This window comes from Duganella vulcania (genome assembly GCF_009857655.1).
Lineage (GTDB): Bacteria > Pseudomonadota > Gammaproteobacteria > Burkholderiales > Burkholderiaceae_D > Rugamonas > Rugamonas vulcania.
In genome coordinates, this window is record NZ_WWCX01000040.1 from 1 (window position 1) to 20,929 (window position 20,929).

11 protein-coding genes and 1 pseudogene are annotated in these 20,929 nt (G+C 65.2%); 3 read left to right on the plus strand and 9 right to left on the minus strand.

Translation table 11 applies throughout. The features are described 5' to 3' along the window. From GTP90_RS20070 to GTP90_RS20080, 3 genes and pseudogenes are all read right to left on the minus strand, one after another. Nucleotides 1-217, minus strand: a pseudogene (locus GTP90_RS20070) (ABC transporter permease); the annotation flags it as partial. Beyond that, a complete protein-coding gene (locus tag GTP90_RS20075; RefSeq protein WP_117013199.1) occupies nucleotides 214-1,152 on the minus strand; it encodes an ABC transporter permease in 939 nt (312 codons plus the stop codon). The gene GTP90_RS20075 and the pseudogene GTP90_RS20070, both read right to left, overlap by 4 nt. Further along, nucleotides 1,149-2,933: an ABC transporter substrate-binding protein gene (locus GTP90_RS20080; RefSeq protein WP_161085194.1), complete on the minus strand. Its 1,785-nt coding sequence runs from the start codon at nucleotides 2,931-2,933 to the stop codon at nucleotides 1,149-1,151. The genes GTP90_RS20075 and GTP90_RS20080 overlap by 4 nt, the downstream gene beginning before the upstream one ends. A 533-nt stretch (nucleotides 2,934-3,466) precedes the next feature. Here GTP90_RS20080 and GTP90_RS20085 point away from each other — a divergent pair. Further along, entirely contained in the window at nucleotides 3,467-6,316 is a 2,850-nt protein-coding gene (locus tag GTP90_RS20085; RefSeq protein ID WP_254451959.1) for a TonB-dependent receptor domain-containing protein, read from the plus strand. Nucleotides 6,317-6,445: 129 nt separating this feature from the next. Here GTP90_RS20085 and GTP90_RS20090 read toward each other — a convergent pair whose 3' ends face one another. Further along, nucleotides 6,446-6,694, minus strand: coding sequence for a hypothetical protein (locus GTP90_RS20090; RefSeq protein ID WP_161085196.1), 249 nt, complete (start codon nucleotides 6,692-6,694; stop codon nucleotides 6,446-6,448). Between the two features lie 94 nt (nucleotides 6,695-6,788). Between GTP90_RS20090 and GTP90_RS20095 the strand changes: the two genes are divergently transcribed. Further along, nucleotides 6,789-9,647, plus strand: coding sequence for a TonB-dependent receptor domain-containing protein (locus tag GTP90_RS20095; protein ID WP_371875093.1), 2,859 nt, complete (start codon nucleotides 6,789-6,791; stop codon nucleotides 9,645-9,647). Nucleotides 9,648-9,702: 55 nt separating this feature from the next. Here the strand turns inward: GTP90_RS20095 and GTP90_RS20100 are convergent, their stop codons facing one another. Both GTP90_RS20100 and aroG read right to left on the minus strand, forming a co-directional pair. Further along, nucleotides 9,703-12,624 carry a TonB-dependent receptor domain-containing protein gene (locus GTP90_RS20100; RefSeq protein WP_161085198.1) on the minus strand — a complete coding sequence of 974 codons (2,922 nt, stop codon included), beginning with the start codon at nucleotides 12,622-12,624 and terminating at the stop codon, nucleotides 9,703-9,705. Nucleotides 12,625-12,904: 280 nt separating this feature from the next. Beyond that, nucleotides 12,905-13,984: a 3-deoxy-7-phosphoheptulonate synthase AroG gene (gene aroG / locus GTP90_RS20105; RefSeq protein WP_161085199.1), complete on the minus strand. Its 1,080-nt coding sequence runs from the start codon at nucleotides 13,982-13,984 to the stop codon at nucleotides 12,905-12,907. Between the two features lie 23 nt (nucleotides 13,985-14,007). Between aroG and GTP90_RS20110 the strand changes: the two genes are divergently transcribed. Then, nucleotides 14,008-14,244: a hypothetical protein gene (locus GTP90_RS20110; RefSeq protein ID WP_161085200.1), complete on the plus strand. Its 237-nt coding sequence runs from the start codon at nucleotides 14,008-14,010 to the stop codon at nucleotides 14,242-14,244. Nucleotides 14,245-14,263: 19 nt separating this feature from the next. Here the strand turns inward: GTP90_RS20110 and tldD are convergent, their stop codons facing one another. The 3 genes from tldD to GTP90_RS20125 are packed head-to-tail and all read right to left on the minus strand — an operon-like array spanning nucleotide 14,264 to nucleotide 20,758. After that, nucleotides 14,264-15,724 carry a metalloprotease TldD gene (gene tldD, locus GTP90_RS20115; RefSeq protein WP_161085201.1) on the minus strand — a complete coding sequence of 487 codons (1,461 nt, stop codon included), beginning with the start codon at nucleotides 15,722-15,724 and terminating at the stop codon, nucleotides 14,264-14,266. Between the two features lie 40 nt (nucleotides 15,725-15,764). Further along, a complete protein-coding gene (locus GTP90_RS20120; protein WP_161085202.1) occupies nucleotides 15,765-16,562 on the minus strand; it encodes a carbon-nitrogen hydrolase family protein in 798 nt (265 codons plus the stop codon). Between the two features lie 11 nt (nucleotides 16,563-16,573). Next, nucleotides 16,574-20,758 (minus strand): YhdP family protein, encoded by a 4,185-nt coding sequence (locus tag GTP90_RS20125; protein WP_161085203.1) that lies wholly within the window; start codon nucleotides 20,756-20,758, stop codon nucleotides 16,574-16,576. Nucleotides 20,759-20,929: the final 171 nt, after the last annotated feature.

Genomic DNA, 20,929 nt, shown 5'->3' on the forward strand with positions numbered 1-20,929 from the left:
GCATCGCCGGCGCGGCGCCGGCAAAACCGGGCGGCGCGTAGTTGACGCCGACCTCCCGCTCCCAATCGGCCACGATCAAGCCGCTGGCCGACAGCACCAGCATCAGCAGGAAGGCCGCCACCACGGCCAGCGACGCCATCGCCACGCGGTCGGCGCGCAGGCGCCGCCAGGCCAGGCGCCACAAGCCGGGCGAGGCGTTATGCACGATGGCCGTCATGTCAGCTGCACCCGTGGATCGACCGCCTGGTACATCAGGTCCGTGAGCAGGTTGAACACCATGGTGGCCGCCGCCACGTAGACGGTGATCGCCTTGATCACCGGGAAGTCGCTGCGCTCCACCGCCAGGATCACCTCGCGGCCGATGCCGGGGATGCCGAAGAAACGCTCCAGCAGGAAGGCGCCGATCAACAGCGCCGGCAGGTTGGCCATGACGTGCGTGATGATGGGGATGGCGGCGTTGCGCAGCACGTGCACCCACATCACGCGCCGCTCGCCCAGGCCCTTGGCGCGCGCGGTGCGCACGTAGTCCTGGCCGACCTCGTCCAGCACGAAGCTGCGGTACAGCCGCAGGGTCGGCGCGATCGAGACGGCCAGGCCGATCAGGATGGGCAAGGTGGCGTAGCGCAGCAGGTTCTCCCAAAAGCCCTCGCCCCAGCCCTGCACCGGGAACAGGCCCAGCTTGTACGCCAGCCCGTACTGAAACACGATGATGTACACCAGGATGCTGACCGACATGCCGACGGTGCAGGCGATCATCACCGCGCGGTCGGTCAGCGAGCCGCGCACGAAGGCGACGCCCAGCGCCAGCGCGATGCCCAGCAGCGTCTCGAGCAGCGTCAGCGGCAGCAGCACCGTCAGCGACGGCCCCAGCCGCGTGGCGATGATGTGCGACACCGGCTCGCCGGTCGCCCAGCTCAGGCCGAAGTCGAAGCTGGCGATCTGCTTGACGAAGATCCAAAGCTGCACGTAGTACGGCTGGTCCACGCCCAGCTGGCGGCGGATGTTGGCGATGCTCTCGGCGTTGGCCATCTTGCCGGCCAGGATGAAGGCCGGGTCGCCGCCCACCCAGTTAAACAGCACGAACACCAGCAGCACCACGCCCAGCATGGTCGGCAGCATCTGCCACAGGCGGCGCACTACATAGGCAATCATTCGTGGTCCTTGCGCTCGATATCGATGTACTTCCATTCCTGATGCAGGATGGGATGCTTCTTATACCCCAGCACGCCCGGTTGCGCCAGCATGCTGCGGTAGCGCGAGTAGGCCGGCATGGCCGCCGCCTGCACTTCCAGCAGCCGCGCCATCTTGCGGTACAGCGCGTCGCGCTGCGGGCCCGGCGGCATGCCGTGGCTGGCTTCGTACCACTGGTCGAACTGCGCGTCCTGGTAGCAGCCATTGTTGTTCTGGTTGATGTTCTTCCCGTAGAACAGCTGCATGAAGTTGTCGCCGTCGGGATAGTCGGCCAGCCACTGGTAGGTGCGGGTCTGCAGCTTGCACAGCATCTCGGCCTGCTGGATGTCGCTGAAGATCATGCGCTGGTTTTCCATGCGGATGCCGAGCCGGTTGTAGGTCTTGCGCCACAGCTCGGCCATCAGCACGCCGGCCGCCTCGTTGCGCGAGGTATAGCGGATCAGCAGCGGCTTGCCGTCGGGCTGGGTGCGCCAGCCGTCGGCGCCCTTTTTATAACCGTAGCGGTCCAGCAGCTGGTTGGCCAGCACCGGATCGTAGCGCAGCAGGCCCTGGTAATCCGGATCGTGGCCGACCACGCCGGGCGGAATGGGGAACACCAGCCGCCGCCCCTCGCTGTTGAGCACCAGGCGGATTTCCTCGTCGACGTCGTGCGCCATGGCGATGGCGCGGCGCAGGGCGATCTTCTCCTTGCCGAAGCCGCCCACCACCGGGTCGCGCATATTCCAGTAGTAATAGGTCAGCACCGGATCGACGATGCGCGACAGCTGGATGCCGCGCGCCGCCAGCTCCGGCCGCAGCTTGCCGTCGACCAGGCCCTTGGGCGCCAGCGGGCCGTCCAGCCAGAACAGGTCGGCCTCGCCGCTGGTGAAGGACAGCCAGCGCGACTGGTCCTCCAGCTGGATGCTGATCTCGATGCGGCCGATCTGCGGGATCTTCTTGCCCTTCATCTGGCGCACGATGCGCTCGTCGTCGGCGCGGTCCTCGGCGCTGGGCGCGAAATCCCAGGTTTCGGCGCGGTGGCCGGTGTTTTCCTCGAGGACAATTCGGCTGCCGCGTATCCACTGGCCCAGCCGGTAGACGCCGGTGCCGACCGGATGGCCGGCCACCTCGCCCTTGCTGTCGCCGTACTTCTCCACCACCTCGCGCGCCACCGCCGCCAGCGGTGCATAGGCCAGGATCATGCCCAGGCTGAAGTCGGTGTGGGTCAGGTGGATGCGCAGCGTGTAGCGGTCGACCTGCTCCAGGCCGGGCACGTCGGCGTCGTAGTCGAAATGGCCGGTCTGCCTGGCCCGCTCGGCCAGCGCGTCCAGGCCGACGACCTTGCCCTCCAACAGCCAGCTGTTGGGCGAGGCCAGCCTGGGGTCGAACAGCCGCTTCCATGAGTAGACGTAATCGGCCACGGTCAGCTCGCGCGGCTTGCCGCCGAACGCGGGATCGGGCGTGAAGTGGATGCCGGGCTTCAGGCGGATCAGATAGCTGCGGCCGTCGGCCGACACTTCCGGCAGCGCGGCGGCCGTCTCGGGCGCCAGCCTGACCGGGCGCGCCAGGTAATCGTAGGTGTACAGGGTCTCGAAGATGGCTTCGGTGATGTGGCCGGTATATAGGTCCCGCCCCAGCGCCGGATCGAAGCTGGCCTCGGCGGCCGGCAGGATGTAGCGCAGGGTTTTGACCGGCGCCGCCGCCAGTGCCGCCAGCGACCAGCACGCGGCGGCCACGACGGCGGCGAATTTGATGCGCTGCATAGACGTCCTCGAGCCCTTGGTAAGTGCTCGAACAATACAGCAAATTTTCCGCCGCCGGAATCATCGCCCGATAGCCATTAACTAACATCGACTTACTCGCAGGCAACCTCGATGCGGCCGTGACGGGGGCGCTTGTGGCATAAATGTAACGCTTCGTGTCGGCATGAAGACAGGTTCATAAAATTGCATCGCACCAACTTGTTGCGGCTAACCGACGATATCACCAGATATTCGATTCTTTTTTGATGATAAATCAACGTTATTCCTCATTTTTTTGCCGGATGCACCAAATTAGAGCGTTTTTCACCCCTATTTTGGCGCATTGTTGCTATCCCGTAAAGAATAACAATTAGATATCCCTATGAAAGCTTGTCCGTTGACAGTAAATGTCGCCCAATGATCTGATGACCAGATGAAAAGAACGTTGGTGTTTTTTTCAAGCGGCAAGACACCGCCGATAAAAAAAACAAATCACACCCCTGTGTTTACCGTTTTCAAATGGGAGCAAGAAAATAATGATGGTTGAAACTGTATTGTCCCGCTCTGTACGCCTGTTGTGCGCCGGCGGCCTGGCCCTGGGGATGCACGCCGCATTCGCGCAAACGAGCGACAGCGACAACGTCGCCCGCGTCGAGATCACCGGTTCGTCGATCAAACGTATCGCCAAGGAAGGTTCGCTGCCGGTGCAGACGCTGACCCGCGCGGACATCGAGCAAAGCGGCGCCAATAACGTGGCCGACCTGGTCGCGCAGCTGCCGTCGATGCAGGGCTTCATCACCTCGTCGACCTCGGTCAACGGCGGCGGCGGCGGCGTGCAGACCGCGTCGATCCACGCCATCGGCACCCAGTACACGCTGGTGCTGCTCAATGGCCGCCGCATGGCGCCTTACGGCACCGGCAGCGCGGTCAACCTGGCCAGCATTCCATTGTCGGCCGTCGAACGCGTCGAGATCCTGACCGACGGCGCCTCGACCCTGTACGGCTCGGACGCGATCGCCGGCGTGGTCAACTTCATCCTGAAAAAGAACCAGCGCGACCTGACCATCGAAGGCACCGTCAACGCGCCGCAGAAATCGGGCGGCAAGAGCACCAACATCGCCATCTCCAAAGGCTTCGGCGATCTGGAAGCGGACGGCTACAATGTGCTGCTGGCCTACAGCCACGACGAGCAGAAGGAACTGAACGCCAGCCAGCGCAACTTCGCCAACTCCGGCGTGCAAAAGTTCACGAAGGACGGCAAGCAGTACGCCACCTGGCAAACCAGTATCAACTCGACCCCGGCCAACGTCGAAGTGGTGACCGCCGACGACGACGTGGTGCTCAACACCGACCTGCTCAACAAAGGTTCCTGCACCCAGCCGCACACCTTCTCGCGCAGCGGCGCCTGCCGTTTCGACTATGCTTCCACGGTCCAGCTGCTGCCTGAGCTGAAGCGCGACAGCGTCTTTGCCTCCGCCACCAAGCGCCTCGGCCAGGACACCACCGTGTTCACCGAACTGGTGCTGTCGAAGTTCACCAACACCGCGCGCTACGCGCCGGCCGCCCAGCCGCTGACCGTGTTCAGCACCGATCCGGTGACGGGCGTGAAGACCATCAACAACAGCTACATCGGCGCCTACAACAAGAGCGTCGTGCCGCTGCTGCCGGGCCAGAAGATCAACCCGAACGACGTCACCGACGCGCTGTGGTACTACCGCGGCGCCGACGCCGGCGGCCGTACCGACGAGTACCGCACCGACGCGGCCCACTTCGTGATCGGCATCGACAGCTCGTACGCGGGCTGGGATGTCGGCGGCGCCTTCACCCATTCGCAAAACAAGCAGACCGACCGCGCCCTGGCCGGTTACATGAGCGGCGACAAGTTCGAGGAACTGGTCCGCACCGGCGCGTACAACCCGTTCGTCTCCACCAGCGGCGCCTCCGCGCTGCTGGCGCCGGCCGTGCTGCGCCAGGAACTGGACGTGACCAAGTCCAAGATCGACGTGGTCAGCGCGCACGCTTCGCGTGAAGTGTTCAACCTGCCGGGCGGCGCAGCAGCCTTGGGCGTCGGCGCGGACTTCACCAAGCAGACCTACCAGGACACGCCATCGAAGATCGCCATGGGCCCCGGCCCAGGCAATCCAGGCTGGACCGACGTGGAAATCGGCGGCGGCACCGGCTCGCAGGCGCTCGACGCCAGCCGCAACAACTGGGGTAGTTTCGCCGAGTTGCTGATGCCGGTCGCCAAGAACCTGGAAGCGACCGCCGCTGTGCGTTACGACAGCTACGCCGCCGTCGACAAGAAAAACGTCAGCTACGACACCTCCGGCAAGGCTTCGCCATCGGGCAAGGTCGGCGAAGACGTGGCCAAGGCCACCTACAAGCTGGCCGTGCGTTACACGCCGACCCAGGCGCTGCTGCTGCGCGGCTCCTACGGCACCGGCTTCAAGGCGCCGACGATGAACAACATCGCCGACCCGTTGAAGAACGCCGGCTCGTCGAACAACTTCCCGTGCCCGGTCAAAGCACCGGATCCGCGTGCTGTCTACTGCCGTCCGGGCGCATCGGAATACGGCCTGCTCGACAGCGGCAACCCTGCCACCGGCGACGGCGCGCTGAAGGCCGAGGAGTCCAAGCAAGCGACCGTTGGCTTCCGCCTGGAGCCAAGCACCATGATCTCGTTCGGCCTGGACATGTGGGACGTCAAGCTGAAGAACCAGATCCGCACCTTCTCGCAGGACCAGCTGTTCACCAATCCGGTGCTGGCGAACCAGTACATCACCGTGTATGCGGACCCTATCCAGAAGAGCAATGTGCTGGTGGCCGTGCGCAAACCGCTGAACCTGGCCTCCTCGCACTTCCGCGGCCTGGACTGGGACACCACCTTCCGCGCCGCCACGCCGATCGGCAAGGCCAGCGTGAACTGGACCGGTACCTACATGCTCAAGGCTGAGCAGGACGTTCCTGGCGTCGGCACGGAAAAATCGATCGGCCGTTTCGATTCCTACGACGACGTGGTGTTCCGCGTCATCAGCAAGGTCGTGTTCGCGCTGAAGACCTCCGACAAGATGACCAACTCGCTGACCCTGAACTACCGTTCCGGCTACCACGACAAGATCTTCACCGCCGACGACGCAGCGGTCCGCGTGGTCAACGCCGACGGCAGCATCGGCGGCGTGGCGGCGATGGAGCGCGACGTCAAGTCGTACACCACCGTGGACTACCAGATCAAGGCCAACTACATCAAGAACCTGACCCTGACCGCCGGCATCAAGAACCTGCTGGACCAGGACCCACCGTTCTCGGTGCGTAACTCGGGCGGCGGCAACCAGGTGGGCTACGACGGCCGCTACGCCGATCCGCTGGGCCGCACCTTCTACCTGACCGCAGCATACAAGTTCTAAGCCCCGGACCATCGGCGCCCGGCCGATGACCTTGCAGCCCCGTCTTTTTCGGAAGACGGGGCTTTTTGCGTTGATGGCGGCCTTGACTGTCGCATTAATGTAACGTTTTGTATCGCACCTAAACCAGGTTCACGACGCCGCGCGTGCACCAACGTGTTGCACACCGACGACGGCCACGCCATACTTTCCCTTCTTTTTACAAAATAAACAACCTTTTGTACATTGCAACACCAAATGCACCAAATTAGAGCGCATTTCGCTTGAAATTGATGCCAATCCGCCGGCGCGGGCGGCGGCGTCTTTTTGTCCATTAATAAATGTTTCCATCATTGACAGTAAATACGGGCGGATGCTCTGATGAAGCGGTGAAGAATACATGATTCTTTTCACAAGATTCAGAAGACCTCTGGGGTTTATCGTTTTTACATGGGAGAGAAAGATAATGATGGTTGAAACAGTATTGGCGCGGTCCGTGCGTCTGTTGTGTGCCAGCGGCCTGGCCCTGGGGATGCATGCGGCGGTCGCGCAAACGAGCGACGCCAACAACGTCGCCCGCGTCGAGATCACCGGTTCGTCGATCAAACGCATTGCCAAGGAAGGTTCGCTGCCGGTCCAGACGCTGACCCGCGCGGACATCGAGCAAAGCGGCGCCAACAACGTGGCCGACCTGGTGGCGCAGCTGCCGTCGATGCAGGGCTTCATCACCTCGTCGACCTCGATCAACGGCGGCGGCGCCGGCGTGCAGACCGCGTCGATCCACGCCATCGGCACCCAGTACACGCTGGTGCTGCTCAACGGCCGCCGCATGGCGCCTTACGGCACCGGCAGCGCGGTCAACCTGGCCAGCATTCCGCTGTCAGCCGTCGAGCGCGTCGAGATCCTGACCGACGGCGCCTCGACCCTGTACGGCTCGGACGCGATCGCCGGCGTGGTCAACTTCATCCTGAAAAAGAACGTGCGCGACCTGACCATCGAAGGCACCTTCGACATCCCGCAGAAAGCGGGCGGCAAGAGCGGCAACATCTCGATCACCAAGGGTTTCGGCGACCTGGAAACCGACGGCTACAACGTGCTGCTGGCCTACAGCCACGACGAGCAGAAGGAACTGAACGCCAGCCAGCGCGACTTCGCCAAGACCGGCGCGCGCCGCTTCACTGAAAACGGCAAGCAGTACGCGACCTGGCAAACCAGTATCAACTCGACCCCGGCCAACGTCGAGGTGCAGACCGCCAAAGACGATGTCGTGCTCAACACCGACCTGCTGACCAAGGGTTCCTGCACCCAGCCCAACACCTTCCCGCGCAACGGCGCCTGCCGTTTCGACTTCCCCGCCACCGTGCAGCTGCTGCCGGAACTGAAGCGCGACAGCCTGTTCGCATCGGGCAAGCTGCGCCTCGGTAAAGAAACCACCGTGTTCAGCGAACTGGTGCTGTCGAAGTTCGCCAGCACCGCGCGCTACGCGCCGGCCGCCCAGCCGCTGACCGTGTTCACCACCGATCCGGACACCCACGTCAAGACCGTCAACCAGAACTACATCGGCGCCTACAACTCGACCATCGTGCCGCTGCTGGCGAGCCAGAAGATCAATCCGGCCGACGTCACCGACGTGCTGTGGAACTACCGCGGCGCCGACGCCGGCGGCCGCACCGACGAATACCGCACCGACGCGGCCCACTTCGTGCTGGGCGTCGACAGCTCGTACGCCGGTTGGGACATGGGCGCGACCTACACCCACTCCCAGAACAAGCAGACCGACCAGGCGCTGGCCGGCTACATGAGCGGCAACAAGTTCGAGGAGCTGGTCCGCACCGGCGCCTACAATCCCTTCGTCTCCAACAGCGGCGCCGCCGCGGTGCTGGCGCCGGCCGTGCTGCACCAGCAGCTGGACGTGACCAAATCCAAGATCGACGTGATCGGCGCGCACGCGTCGCGCGAAGTGTTCGACCTGCCGGGCGGCGCCGCCTCGCTGGGCGTGGGCGCGGACTTCACCAAGCAGACCTACCAGGACACGCCATCGCAGATCGCCATGGGCCCCGGCCCCGGCAATCCAGGCTGGACCGACGTGGAAATCGGCGGCGGCACCGGCGCCCAGGCGCTTGACGCCAGCCGCACCAACTGGGGCGCGTTCGGCGAGCTGCTGATGCCGGTCGCCAAGAACCTGGAAGCCACCGCCGCCGTGCGTTACGACAGCTACGCCGCCGTCGACAAGAAAAACGTCAGCTATGACACCGCCGGCAAGGCTTCGCCATCGGGCAAGGTCGGCGAGGATGTGGCCAAGGCCACCTACAAGCTGTCGGTGCGCTACACCCCGACCCAGCAACTGCTGCTGCGCAGCTCGTACGGCACCGGCTTCAAGGCGCCGACGATGAACAACATCGCCGATCCGCTGAAGAACGCCGGCTCGTCGAACCCCTTCCCTTGCCCGATCACGGCCCCGACCGATCCGCGCTCCAAGTACTGCCGTCCCGGCTCGTCGGAATACGCGCTGCTCGACGTGGGCAATCCGGCCACCGGCGCCGGCGCGCTGAAGGCGGAGGAATCCAAGCAGGCCACGCTGGGCTTCCGCCTGGAACCGAACACCATGCTGTCGTTCGGCCTGGACATGTGGGACGTCAAGCTGAAGAACCAGATCCGCACCTACTCGCAGGACCAGCTGTACACCATGCCGGTGCTGGCCAACCAGTACATCGCCGTGTACGCCGACCCTATCCAGAAGAGCAATGTGCTGGTGGCGATCCGCAAACCGCTGAACCTGGCGACGTCGCACTTCCGCGGCCTGGACTGGGACACCACCTTCCGCTCGGCCACGCCGATCGGCAAGGCCAGCGTGAACTGGACCGGTACCTACATGCTCAAGGCTGAACAGGACGTGCCGGACCCGAGCACCGGTCAAAGCCTGGGGGTGGAGAAAGGCATCGGCCGCTTCAACTCCTACGACGACGTGGTGTTCCGCGTGATCTCGAAGGTGGTGTTCTCGCTGAAATCGTCGGACAAGATGACCAACTCGCTGACCGTCAACTACCGCAGCGGCTACCACGACAAGCCGTTGACCGAGGATGACGCTGCAGTGCGCGTGGTCAAGGACGATGGCAGCATCGGCGCCCCGTCCGCCATGGTACGCGACGTCAAGTCGTACACCACGGTCGACTACCAGATCAAGGCCGACTACATCAAGAACCTGACCCTGACCGCCGGCATCAAGAACCTGCTGGACCAGGACCCTCCACTGTCCGTGCGTAACTCGGGCGGCGGCAACCAGGTGGGCTACGACGGCCGCTATACCGATCCACTGGGCCGTACTTTCTACGTGAACGCTTCGTACAAGTTCTAAGCCTTAGCTGCAATCCTGAGCCCCCGGCCTGCGCCGGGGGTTTTTCTTTGGGGCGTCAGAACTTGTAGTTGCCGGTCAGGTAGAACGAGCGCCCGGCCGGATCGGTGTAGCGTCCGTCGTAGCCGAGCTGGTTGCCGCCACCGGCGTTCTGCAGGGTCAGCGGCGGATTGCGGTCGAACAGGTTCTTGATGCCCGCGGTCAGCGAGAAGCGGCCGAAGTCATACTTGCCCTGCCAGTCGAAGGTGGTGTACGACGGCGTCCACAGGCCGTCGAAGGCCACCGGCTCGCCCACGCTGCCGTCCGGGTTGACGGCGAAAATGGCCGTGTCCGCCGGATAGGCCTGGTCGTGGTAGCCCGACTTGTAGTGCGCCGTCAGCGTGTTGGTGAGCTTGCCGTTGGTCAGGCTCAGCGCCAGGTTGCTTTGTACACGGAACACCACGCCGTTGTCCGGGCCGAAGCGGCCCAGGTCGGAGTTGATGTCGCCGCCGGCCTGGGTGGTGTAGTTCTGCTTGATCATGTACGTGCCGGTCCAGGCCGCCTTCCAGTCGCCGAACGGCGACTTGTTGCGGTAGCTGAAGTCCCAGTCCACGCCGCGGTAGTTGGCGACGCCGCCGTTGATCGGCGCCTGCAGGTAGCCGATCGTCGTGTAGCCGGCCGGATCAGGATACGGATTGACGAACAGGCGCTGGTACTGCTGCGGGTTGGCGAAGCCGACCTGCTCCGGCACGCCGGCCGACAGCACCTGGTTGCGGATCTGCACATTCCACAAGTCCAGCCCCAGCGACAGGCCGCGCAGCGCCTCGATGCGGCCGCCCAGCGTCCACTGCTTGGATTTTTCCGGCTGCAAGCCCTCGCTGCCGCTGGCGCCGTTCGGGCCGGTCAGCAGGTCATACTGGGCCTGGCCCACCTGGCAGCCCGGCGAGCCGGGGAACGGGCAGGCGTAGCTGCCGGCGGTGCTGCCGTAGAAGGTCGGCGCGCCGGCGATGTCGCTGATGTTGGGCGTCTTGAAGCCGGTGCCGTAGGCGGCGCGCAGCAGCAGCGTCTCGACCGGGGTCCAGCGCGCGCTGACCTTGTAGGTGCCGGCGCTGAAGGAGTTGCCGACCTCGCCGGACGGCAGCCGCGGCCGCAGGCCGCTGGCGTCGGCCAGCTTGGCGAAGATGTACTCGCTGTGGGTCTTGTCGTAGCTGTCGTAGCGGCCCGAGACGGTGGCTTCGAAGGTCTTGGCCAGCGGCAGCAGCACCTCGCCGTAGACGCCCCAGTTGTCGCGGCGGGCGTCGAACGGCACCTGGCCGTAGTTGCCGCCCACCGGGTAGTTGGCCGAGGCCGGCTGGCTGACGTAGCCGGAGTTGGCCAGGATGGTCGGATGGTAGGCGATCTGGTAGCGGGTCTTGGAATAGTCGCCGCCCAGCGAGACGATCGAGGTGCCGCCCGGCAGGCTGAACAGGTCGTGCTGCGCGCCCGCGTGCAGCGTGTTCAGCTTGGAGGTGTTGGTCGAGAAGGTGGTGCCGTTGACCAGCGCGCCGCGCAGCTGGTCGGCGCCGGTGCCCATCACCGGATCGTAGACGCCCGACGCCACCAGCGCGTTGAGCTTGTCGAAGTCCGAGTAGCCGCCGGCGGCGTTGTCCTTGATCTTGTTTTGCGACAGGATCAGGCTGGCGTTGTAGTTCCAGCCCCAGGCGTTACCGTCGATGCCGAGCGCGAAGTGGCGGGCATCGGTGATGTACTCGTCGGCGCGGCCGCCGATCAGCACCGAGCGGTAGCCCAGCGTGGCGTCGCCGGTCGGGTTCTCCAGGTTGTTGGCGTCCAGGTAGGGCTGGATGTAGCGCTGGTACAGCTGCGGGAAGCGGTCGGTGGAATTGATGCCCATCGGTTGCGCGGACGGCGCGTACTGCGCCGTCATCGAATAGCTCGACAGCACCAGTTCGCCCCACAGCTTGGTGTCCTCGTTGAGCTGCCAGGTGCCTTTCAACAGCCCGCTGTCGCGCCGCGAGCCGGGTACGTCCTCGACGGTGGCGCCGTAGTTGAAGCGGCACTGCGCGCCCAGCGGGCCGGCCAGCGGGCTGCCGCAATTGCCGCGCGCGGCCAGGTAGGGATTGATCGCCACGCCGCTGGTCTCGACCGTATCGGCCGAGCCGCGCGGCCGCACGTTGAAGGTGATGTTGGCCGGCTCGGTGTTGCCGGTGCGCTGGTCGAACCAGTACTGCTTGCCGCCGCTGCCGAACTTGAAGAAGGCGCCCTGCGCCGAGAAGTCGCGCTGCAGCGCGGTGAGGCGCTGCTGCTCGTCGTGGCTGTACGAGAACAGGATGTTGAACTTGTCGGTGTCGAGGTCGCCCCAGCCCTTGGTCAGGCCGGCGCTGGACCAGCGCCCGCCTGACTTGCGCGGCTGGCCGTAGGTGGCGTAGGCCTCGCCCTTGGTCAGGTTCTTTTTCAGGATGAAGTTGACCACGCCGGCGATCGCGTCCGAGCCGTACAGCGCCGAGGCGCCGTCGCCGAGGATCTCGACCCGTTCCACCGCCTCCAGCGGAATGCTCTCGATGTTGACGGCGTAGCCGCCACCCTGCCCGGTGCCCAGCAGGCTGGGCGCGAGACGCTGGCCGTCCAGCAGCACCAGTGTGTACTTCGACGGCAGCGAGTGCAGCGAGGCCGTGGTGACGCCGGCGCCGCCGCCGTTGACCGAGCTGGACGCCGGCACGAAGCCCTGCATCGACGGCAGCATCTGGATCAAATCGGTCGCCGAGGTGGCACCGCTCTGCTTGATGTCGGCGCTGGTCAGCACTTGCACCGGCAGCGCGCCCTCCTTGGCGATGCGCTTGATGGCCGAGCCGGTGATCTCGACGCGCTGCATCGGCTGCGCGGCCTGGCCGCTGGCCGGCGCGTCCTGCGCCATCGCCGGCAGGGCCAGCAGGCCCAGTCCGGCCAGGGCGCCGCCCGAGAACATCAACCGCAGGGAACGCGCCAACACTGTTTCTTGAATCATGACTAACCTCCGCTATTATTTTTGGATGCACCGGTCCGACGCCCGCCGCCGGGATGGCAACAGGTCGCAAGTTTTGGATGGGACTGGTGAGCTAACGCAGGAAGGTGTTCCGGGACACCGTCCGTGCTTTACATAAAAACATGCGAGGAAGTCAACGTCAATCGAACTCGTGTCACATTCGTGGTTCTTACAACAGTATTGCTAGCAATCCGCAAAAACAAAGGGACCCATATGGCAATTGGGTCCCTTTGTATCTGGAGTGTAACGGCGCTACGTTTTGTTACTTGGAAGCGGCCTCCGCCGCCTGGGTGGCAAGACGGCGCTGGCGCACGGCGGCGGCCAGGTCCTGCAGCACTTGCACGCTGCTATCCCAGTCGATGCAACCGTCGGTGACCGACTGGCCGTAGGTCAGTTCCTTGCCGGGCACCAGGTCCTGGCGACCCGCCACCAGGTGCGATTCCACCATCACGCCGACGATGCGGTTGTCGCCGCCCGCCACCTGGCGGCCGATGTCGGCGCACACCGGCACTTGGTTCTCCGGCTTCTTCGAGCTGTTGGCGTGCGAAGCGTCGATCATCAGGCGCGCCGCCAGGCCCTGGGCCGCGATGGCCTTGCAGGCTTCGTCGACGCTGGCCGCGTCGTAGTTGGGGGCCTTGCCGCCGCGCAGGATGATGTGGCAATCCTCGTTGCCGTTGGTGGACACGATGGCCGAGTGGCCGCCCTTGGTCACCGACAAGAAGTGGTGCGGCTGCGAGGCGGCCTTGATCGCCTCGACCGCGATCTTGACGTTGCCGTCGGTGCCGTTCTTGAAGCCGACCGGGCACGACAGGCCGGAGGCCAGCTCACGGTGCACCTGCGATTCGGTGGTGCGGGCGCCGATCGCGCCCCAGCTGATCAGGTCGGCGATGTATTGCGGGCTGATCACGTCCAGGTATTCGGTGCCGGCCGGCAGGCCCAGCTCGTTGATGTCGCGCAGCAGCTGGCGCGCCATGCGCAGGCCGTCGTTGATGCGGAAGCTGCTGTCCATGTACGGGTCGTTGATCATGCCCTTCCAGCCGACCGTGGTGCGCGGCTTCTCGAAGTACACGCGCATGACGATCTCCAGGTCGGCCGACAGTTCGCGGCGCAGCACCACCAGGCGGCGCGCGTATTCCATCGCGGCCTTGGGATCGTGGATCGAGCACGGGCCGATCACCACCATCAGGCGGTCGTCCTGGCCGTGCAGGATGCGGTGCAGCGCGACGCGGGCGTCGGCGGCGGTCTGCTCGGCTTGCTCGGTGCATGCGAATTCGCGTATCAGGTGGGACGGCGGCGTCAATTCCTTCATTTCGCGGATGCGCAAATCATCGGTACGGGGCATGCTGTTCTCCAATTGAGCTAAGGGTGAAAGTTCAAAAAAACATTAAAAAAAAACCGCCTCGGAAGGCGGTTTTTTTGGAATTTGCAGGAACTCGTTTTTGCTTCTACGTGTACCGGCCGCTACTCCACCGCCTTTGGGTTGGAATTGCTAAAGTAAAAATGGCCGGTAAAGAAGAAGCGGGTCATGAACGGGTTTCCGTGTGGTGTTTAAACGACTATAACGCTATTGTTCGCGGATTGGCAAGCAGTTTATGGCTATAAGCTTATGGCTATCCGTGGCTCAGGCCGTGCCGCCGACCGTCACGCCGTCGATGCGCAGGGTCGGCTGGCCGACGCCCACCGGCACGCTCTGGCCTTCCTTGCCGCACACGCCCACGCCCGGATCCAGGCGCATGTCGTTGCCGATCATGGAGACGCGGTTCAGCACTTCCGGGCCGTTGCCGATCAGGGTGGCGCCCTTGACCGGGTAGGTCACCTTGCCGTCCTCGATCATGTAGGCCTCGCTGGCCGAGAACACGAACTTGCCGTTGGTGATGTCGACCTGGCCGCCGCCGAAGTTGACCGCGTACAGGCCGTTCTTGACCGAGGCCAGGATTTCCGCCGGGTCCTTGTCGCCGCCCAGCATGTAGGTGTTGGTCATGCGCGGCATCGGCAGGTGGGCGAACGATTCGCGGCGGGCGTTGCCGGTCACCGGCATCTTCATCAGGCGCGCGTTCATGGTGTCCTGGATGTAGCCTTTCAGGATGCCATCCTCGATCAGCGTGGTGCACTGGGTCGGGTTGCCTTCGTCGTCGATGTTGAGCGAGCCGCGGCGGTCGGCCAGCGTGCCGTCGTCCACCACCGTCACGCCCTTGGCGGCGACGCGCTCGCCGATGCGGCCGGAGAAGGTCGACGAACCCTTGCGGTTGAAGTCGCCCTCCAGGCCGTGGCCGATCGCCTCGTGCAGCAGGATGCCGGGCCAGCCTGGTCCCAGCACGACGGTCATCGGGCCGGCCGGGGCCGGACGCGCATCGAGGTTGACCACCGCCGAGCTGACGGCGTCGGTCGCGTATTGCTCCAGCAGCGCATCGCTGAAGTAGCCGTAGTCGTAGCGGCCGCCGCCGCCGGACGAGCCCATCTCGCGACGGCCGTTCTGCTCGACGATCACCGTCAGCGACACGCGCACCAGCGGGCGGATGTCGGCCGCCAGCACGCCGTCGCTGCGCACCACCAGCACCACGTCGTATTCGCCGGCCAGGCTGGCCATCACCTGCACCACGCGCGGATCCTTGGCGCGCGCCATTTTTTCCACGCGTTCGAGCAGCTTGACCTTGGCGGTCGCGTCCAGCGAGGCCAGCGGGTCGTTGGGCAGGTACAGCGAGCGGCCGCCGGTCGGCGTCATCGCGCCGGCCACCTTGATCTTGCCGGCGCCGGCGCGGGCGATGGTGCGCGTGGCCGAGGCCGCGTCCATCAGGGCCGCTTCGGAGATGTCGTCCGAGTAGGCGAAGGCGGTCTTGTCGCCCGACACGGCGCGCACGCCGACGCCCTGGTCGATCGAGAAACTGCCGGTCTTGACGATGCCCTCTTCCAGGCTCCAGCCCTCGTTCTTGGTGAACTGGAAATACAGGTCGGCGTAGTCGACCTTGTGCGTGAACATCGAGCCCAGCGTCTTGAGCAGCTTGGCTTCGTCCAGTCCGAACGGCGTCAGCAGGATGTCGCGCGCCACGGCCAGGGTGGACAGGTTCGGTTCAAATGGCTTCATGATAGTGTCTTCTAAGAATGTGATGCAATTGTAGCGGAGTTCACATGGTCCGGTGCTTCAGTGCCGGCAGGCTCTGGCGCACGCTGTCCATGAACATCAAATCGATGTCGCCGTGGACCACGCCCTCGCCCTCGGCCAGCACGGCCTTGACCGTACCCCACGGGTCGATCAGCATGCTGTGGCCCCAGGTGCGGCGGCCGTTCGGGTGGTTGCCGCCCTGCGCCGCCGCCAGCACGTAGCACTGGTTCTCGATGGCGCGCGCGCGCAGCAGGATCTCCCAGTGCGCGTGGCCGGTGGTGTAGGTGAACGCGGCCGGCACGACGATCAGCGACACCGGTCCCATCGCGCGGTACAGCTCGGGGAAGCGCAGGTCGTAGCAGACCGACATGCCGACCTTGCCGAACGGCGCCTCGAACACGCCGACATGCTTGCCCGGCACGATGGTCTTCGCTTCGTTGTACGACTCCGTGCCCTTGGTGAAGCCGAACAGGTGGATCTTGTCGTAGCGGCCCACGTGCTCGCCCTGCGGGTTGTAGACCAGCGTGGTGTTGACGACTTTTTCCGGATCGTCGGACGCCAGCGGCAGCGTGCCGCCAATCAGCCAGATTTCCAGCTCCTTAGCCAGCGCGGACATGAAGTCCTGGATCGGCCCCTGGCCCAGCGGCTCGGCGACGGCCACCTTGTCGCTGTCGTTCAGGCCCATGATGGCCCAGTATTCCGGCAGCAGCACCAGCGTGGCGCCGGCCTCGGCGGCCTGGGTGACCAGGCGGCGCGCGGTGGCGATGTTGTCCGTCACGGACGGCGAGGAAATCATTTGTACTGCGGCGACTGTGTTCATGATGGTCCCGTTCAATTGGCGCCCTTGGCGGGCACTTCCACTTTGGATGCGTCGAGCTTGGTCACCACCGGCGCCTTCCACGGCCCGGTGACCTGCATATGATAGGTCAAGGCCTTCATCACCGGCGCACTCAGGAACAGCTGCGCCAGGAAGCTGCCCAGGCCGATCACCGGATTGACCGCCAGCGCGTACACCAGCGGCGCCGTGCCCAGGTTCACTTCCGGGATCACCACCACATGCAGGTTGGTGGTTTCGTTGGCGATGTCGGCGCTGCCGTCCATCAGCACGGTGGCGGCGACGCCGTGCATTTTCAAGTTGTCGGTCTTGGCGATGCCGCGGTTGATGGCGGCGTTGGCGGTGATGCCGTCGAACGCCAGGCCTTCCGAGAACACATCGTGGAAGTCCAGCTTGAGCAGGCGCGGCAGCGCTTGCAGGCTGAGCACGCCGAGCAGCTTGGCGGCGCCCGGGTCCTGCTTGAGGAACTGGCCCTTCTCGACGTTCAGCTTGATGTCGCCGGACAGGCTCGGCAGGTCCAGCGAATACGGCAGGCCCTTCCAGGCGATGTCGCCGTTGAGCGTGCCCTTGCCGTTCTTGACCGTGCCGGCGAAGCCGAAGCGGTCCAGCAACTTGCCGGCGTCGGCGATGTCGAGGTTGAAGTTCAGGCTGGTGGTGTGGGCGCCATCCTTGGTGACCCATTTGCCGGTGCCCTTCAACTCGCCGTCCGGATTGGCCAGCGACAGCTTGCCGATGCGCCATTCGCGGGCGTTCTGCATCTGCGCGTTGCTGGCCTGCAGTTCCAGCCGGCCCAGCGGCTTGTTGAACAATTCAAAGCGCTCGACCACCACGTCCAGCGCCGGGATGGTGGCGGCCGCGCTCTTGCCGTCCAGCAGATCCTGCACGTCCTTCGACGCCGACTCCTGGATCACCAGCGACGACAGGCGCGCCGTCACCTTGCCCAGGCCCTGGCCGGTGGACGGTTCGCTCCACGTCACGTAACCGTTGGCCTGGCTGGAATCGACGCTGGCCTGCCACACCGTTTTCTGGCGGCTGACGCCGACCACCACGTTCTCCAGCTTGCGGTCGCCGATTACCAGCTCGCTGGCGCGCGCGGCGATGGAGTCCGGCATCACGTACTGGGCGATGTCGGCGCTGTCGGCGGTGGATGGCGCGCTGTCGGCCTTGCCGGCGATCTCGTTGCCGAAGTCCAGCCACGAGTCGACGTTCAGCGCGCGCAGGCTGATATTGAAGGCCATGCCGCTGTCGGGCTCGGGCGCGGGCGTGTTGACGCCGATGCCGCCGCGCACCAGCTTCCACGGCGCCTTGCCGAATTTCTGGCGCTGGTAGCGCGCGGCGATGTTGGTGCCCAGGCCGATGCGCATGTCGTCGTGGATGGCGCCGGCGGCGTCCGGCGTGAGCGCGCTGGTCAGCACGAAGCGCACCGGCATCGCGTCCGGCGCGGCCTTCCGGACCGGGGCCGGCAGTTCGATGCCGAGGCCGCTCAAGGTGGAGTCGACCGCCACCACCACCTGGTGGTCGCGCGCCGTGACCGTGCCGCTGTAGCGCGTGGCGCCCGAGAAGTGGCTGGCCAGGCGCTGCATGGCCGGCATCGGATAGGTCTTGCGGAAGCCGTCGGCCGTCATCATGCCGCCCAGCTTGACGACGATGGAGTTGTCCTTCTGGCTGCCGCCGGTGATGCTGACCGGCCCGCCCAGGAAGGCGCCCGACAGCTGGTTCAGGTTGACGCCGTGCTCGTTGAACTCGATCTTGCCCTGCGAGGCCAGCACCGGCGGCAGGTCGTTCATCAGCGTGATGTCGTTGTTCATCAGTTGCAGCGCGCCCTGCACCTTGGCGTCGATCAGGTGCGACAGCGGCAGGCGCAGGCTCAGCGCCAGCTTGGCGTTGCCGCTGGCCTGGGTCTCGTCGGTGAAGTGCGAGATCCATTCCAGCACCGGGCTGTTGGCCACGTACTTGAGGAATTCCTGCATCGGCCCGGCCGCGTTGCCGTCGATTTCCAGCATCGAATCGTGGAGCGTCAAATCGGGGATCACCGCCTTCACGCCCGACAGCGCGACGCCGCCGGTGGTGGCGGTGTCGCCGCGTATCTCCATGCGGGCGCGGTCGAACGCGAAGCTGCCCTTGATGTGCTCGGCCTGCGGCCACAGCGGCAGCGGCTTGCCATCCTTGCCCAGCTCCTTGCCGTCGTGCAGGAAGTGGCTCGGCGAATAATTGAGCTTGCCCTCGGTCAGCTTGCCGGCCACGCGGAATTCGCCACGCGCCTTGTCGGCCTCGCTGTGGAAGGGGAAGTGCGCCAGGTCGCCGCGCAGGCGCACCGTGACCTCGCTGGCGACGCCGCCTTCCAGCGCGCCGGTCAGCCAGGCGCGCAGGTCGTGCGGCGTCTGCATCGGCAGGTAGTTGTCGATGCGGTTGATCTGGAAGCCGTTCAAGGTGCCGGTCAGGTCGACATTGCCGACGCCCTTGCCGGCCAGCGGCATGCGGTGCGAGCCTTGCAGCGTGCCGCTCAGGCCCTGCTGCAGGAAGTCCATGCTGTCGATCTCGAACAGCAGCTGGTTGTCCGGCTCGAACGACCAGCGCGCCTTCAGGTTCAGGTGGTCGAACGGCATCGACGGTTCGCTGAAGTAGTCCGGCATTTGCAGCACCAGCTGCTCCGAAGCCAGGCTGAAGCTGCCGCCCTTCTCGGTGGCGTCGATGGCGCCGGTCAAATTGTCGAAGCCGGGGATGGCGGGCATGCCGGCGATGGCCGGCGTCTTCGCGGTCTTGGGCTGCGCCAGGCGCGGCGGCTGCGGCTTCAGGCCCAGGCCGACCAGGTCGCCCTTGAGGCGGTAGGTCTGCAGGGCCGGGAAAGTGCCCTGCCATTCGGCGTAAAAATTCTGCAGCAGGCCGCGCGGCGCCATGTCGGCCAGCAGCTTGCGCTGGTGCTCGGTCAGCGGCAGGCGCTCGGCCAGGCCGGCCATGGTTTGCAGGTCCAGCTGGCGGGCGCGCACTTCGTAGCGCTCCGGCTTGGCGCCGGCGGCCGGGGTGTAGTGTTCGGACAGCGAGGTGGGCGCCATCACCAGGCCGTCGCTGGTGGTCAGCGTCAGGTTGCTCAGCTCGATGCTGTGGCCCAGCGCGCCGAAGCGCGGACGCTCGCCGCCCTTGCGGACCAGCGGCGCGGTGGCCGGGATGTCTTCGCGGGCGGCCAGGCGGCCGGTCAGCTGGCGCAGGTCCAACACCGGCAAATCCTTGCCCAGCACGGCGGACACGTCGCGCAGGCCGACGTCGGCGGTAAAGCTGGTCAGGCGCGATTGCTCGATGCTGATCCAGGCGCGCAGCGAACCGCCGCCGCTGTTGAGCTCGAACGGGAAATCCAGCCATGGCTTCCAGGCCTGCAAGTCGGTGTCGCGCAGGTCGGTGTAGACCTCGCCCTTCCACATCGACACGTTGGACACGCGCGCGCCGAAGGCGGGATGGGTGAAGTCGGCGCGCAGGTCGAGCGGCGCGGCCAGCGCGGCCGGCGGCGTGGCCTTCAGCGCAAATTGGTGGTGCAGCCACTGGTTGCGCAGCGCGATGTTGACGCCTTCCAGCGCCAGCGGCGGCGCGCTGCGCTGCAGGTCGGTCCAGCGCAGGCGGCCTTCGCGGATGACGATCTCGCGCTGCGACAGCAGCCAGTCGGCGCCCTTGCCGTCGCTCGGCTTGCGCAGGTCAATATAGATGCCGGCCACATACAGGCGGCCGTCGGCCTCGCGCCGCACGTCGAGCTCGGGGCGCACCAGCTCCAGCGATTCGAAGCGCACCGCGCCCGCCAGCACGCTCCACCACGAGATCGTGGCCGACACGCTCGGCAAGGCCAGCGCCTGGTTGCCCAGCTGGTCGTGCAGCACCACGTCGCCCAGGAACAGGCTGGGGCGCAGGCCGCGCCAGGAGGCGTAGATGCGGGAAATGGTGACGGGATTGCCCACCGCGCTGCTGGCGGCGCGCTCGATGTCGCCCTTGTAGTGGTCGATATTCGGCAGCACCGCGTAGCGCAGCGTCAGGAACAGGATGGCGAAGGCGAAATACAGCAGCAGGAACAGCTTCAGCGTGAAGCCGAGCACATGGTGGGTGGCCAGGTTGCAGAAACGATAGGCGGCACGAATCCGATGCCAGCGCGCAGCCAAAGGGCCCTCGCCTGTCACAGTCTCCTCTTCTGGTTTTTGCATCAATAAGCTAATAAATCAGGCCATGCGTCAAATAAATCGCTAAACTCGGTTTCAAGCTTTTATGCCTGCGTAGCAATTCTACCGTATCCCCCGTGCGAGACAGCGCCACTTAGGGCAGACCCGCGCCGGTTTTACATGCTTTACAGAGCGTTACTTTGCCGTTACCGACCA

Coding starts and splice junctions, on each gene's coding strand:
- GTP90_RS20125 (WP_161085203.1), bottom strand. CDS start 20,758: ATGCAAAAACCAGAAGAGGAGACTGTGACAGGCGAGGGCCCTTTGGCT.
- GTP90_RS20100 (WP_161085198.1), bottom strand. CDS start 12,624: ATGATTCAAGAAACAGTGTTGGCGCGTTCCCTGCGGTTGATGTTCTCG.
- GTP90_RS20090 (WP_161085196.1), bottom strand. CDS start 6,694: ATGTATTCTTCACCGCTTCATCAGAGCATCCGCCCGTATTTACTGTCA.
- GTP90_RS20080 (WP_161085194.1), bottom strand. CDS start 2,933: ATGCAGCGCATCAAATTCGCCGCCGTCGTGGCCGCCGCGTGCTGGTCG.
- GTP90_RS20120 (WP_161085202.1), bottom strand. CDS start 16,562: ATGAACACAGTCGCCGCAGTACAAATGATTTCCTCGCCGTCCGTGACG.
- GTP90_RS20075 (WP_117013199.1), bottom strand. CDS start 1,152: ATGATTGCCTATGTAGTGCGCCGCCTGTGGCAGATGCTGCCGACCATG.
- aroG (WP_161085199.1), bottom strand. CDS start 13,984: ATGCCCCGTACCGATGATTTGCGCATCCGCGAAATGAAGGAATTGACG.
- tldD (WP_161085201.1), bottom strand. CDS start 15,724: ATGAAGCCATTTGAACCGAACCTGTCCACCCTGGCCGTGGCGCGCGAC.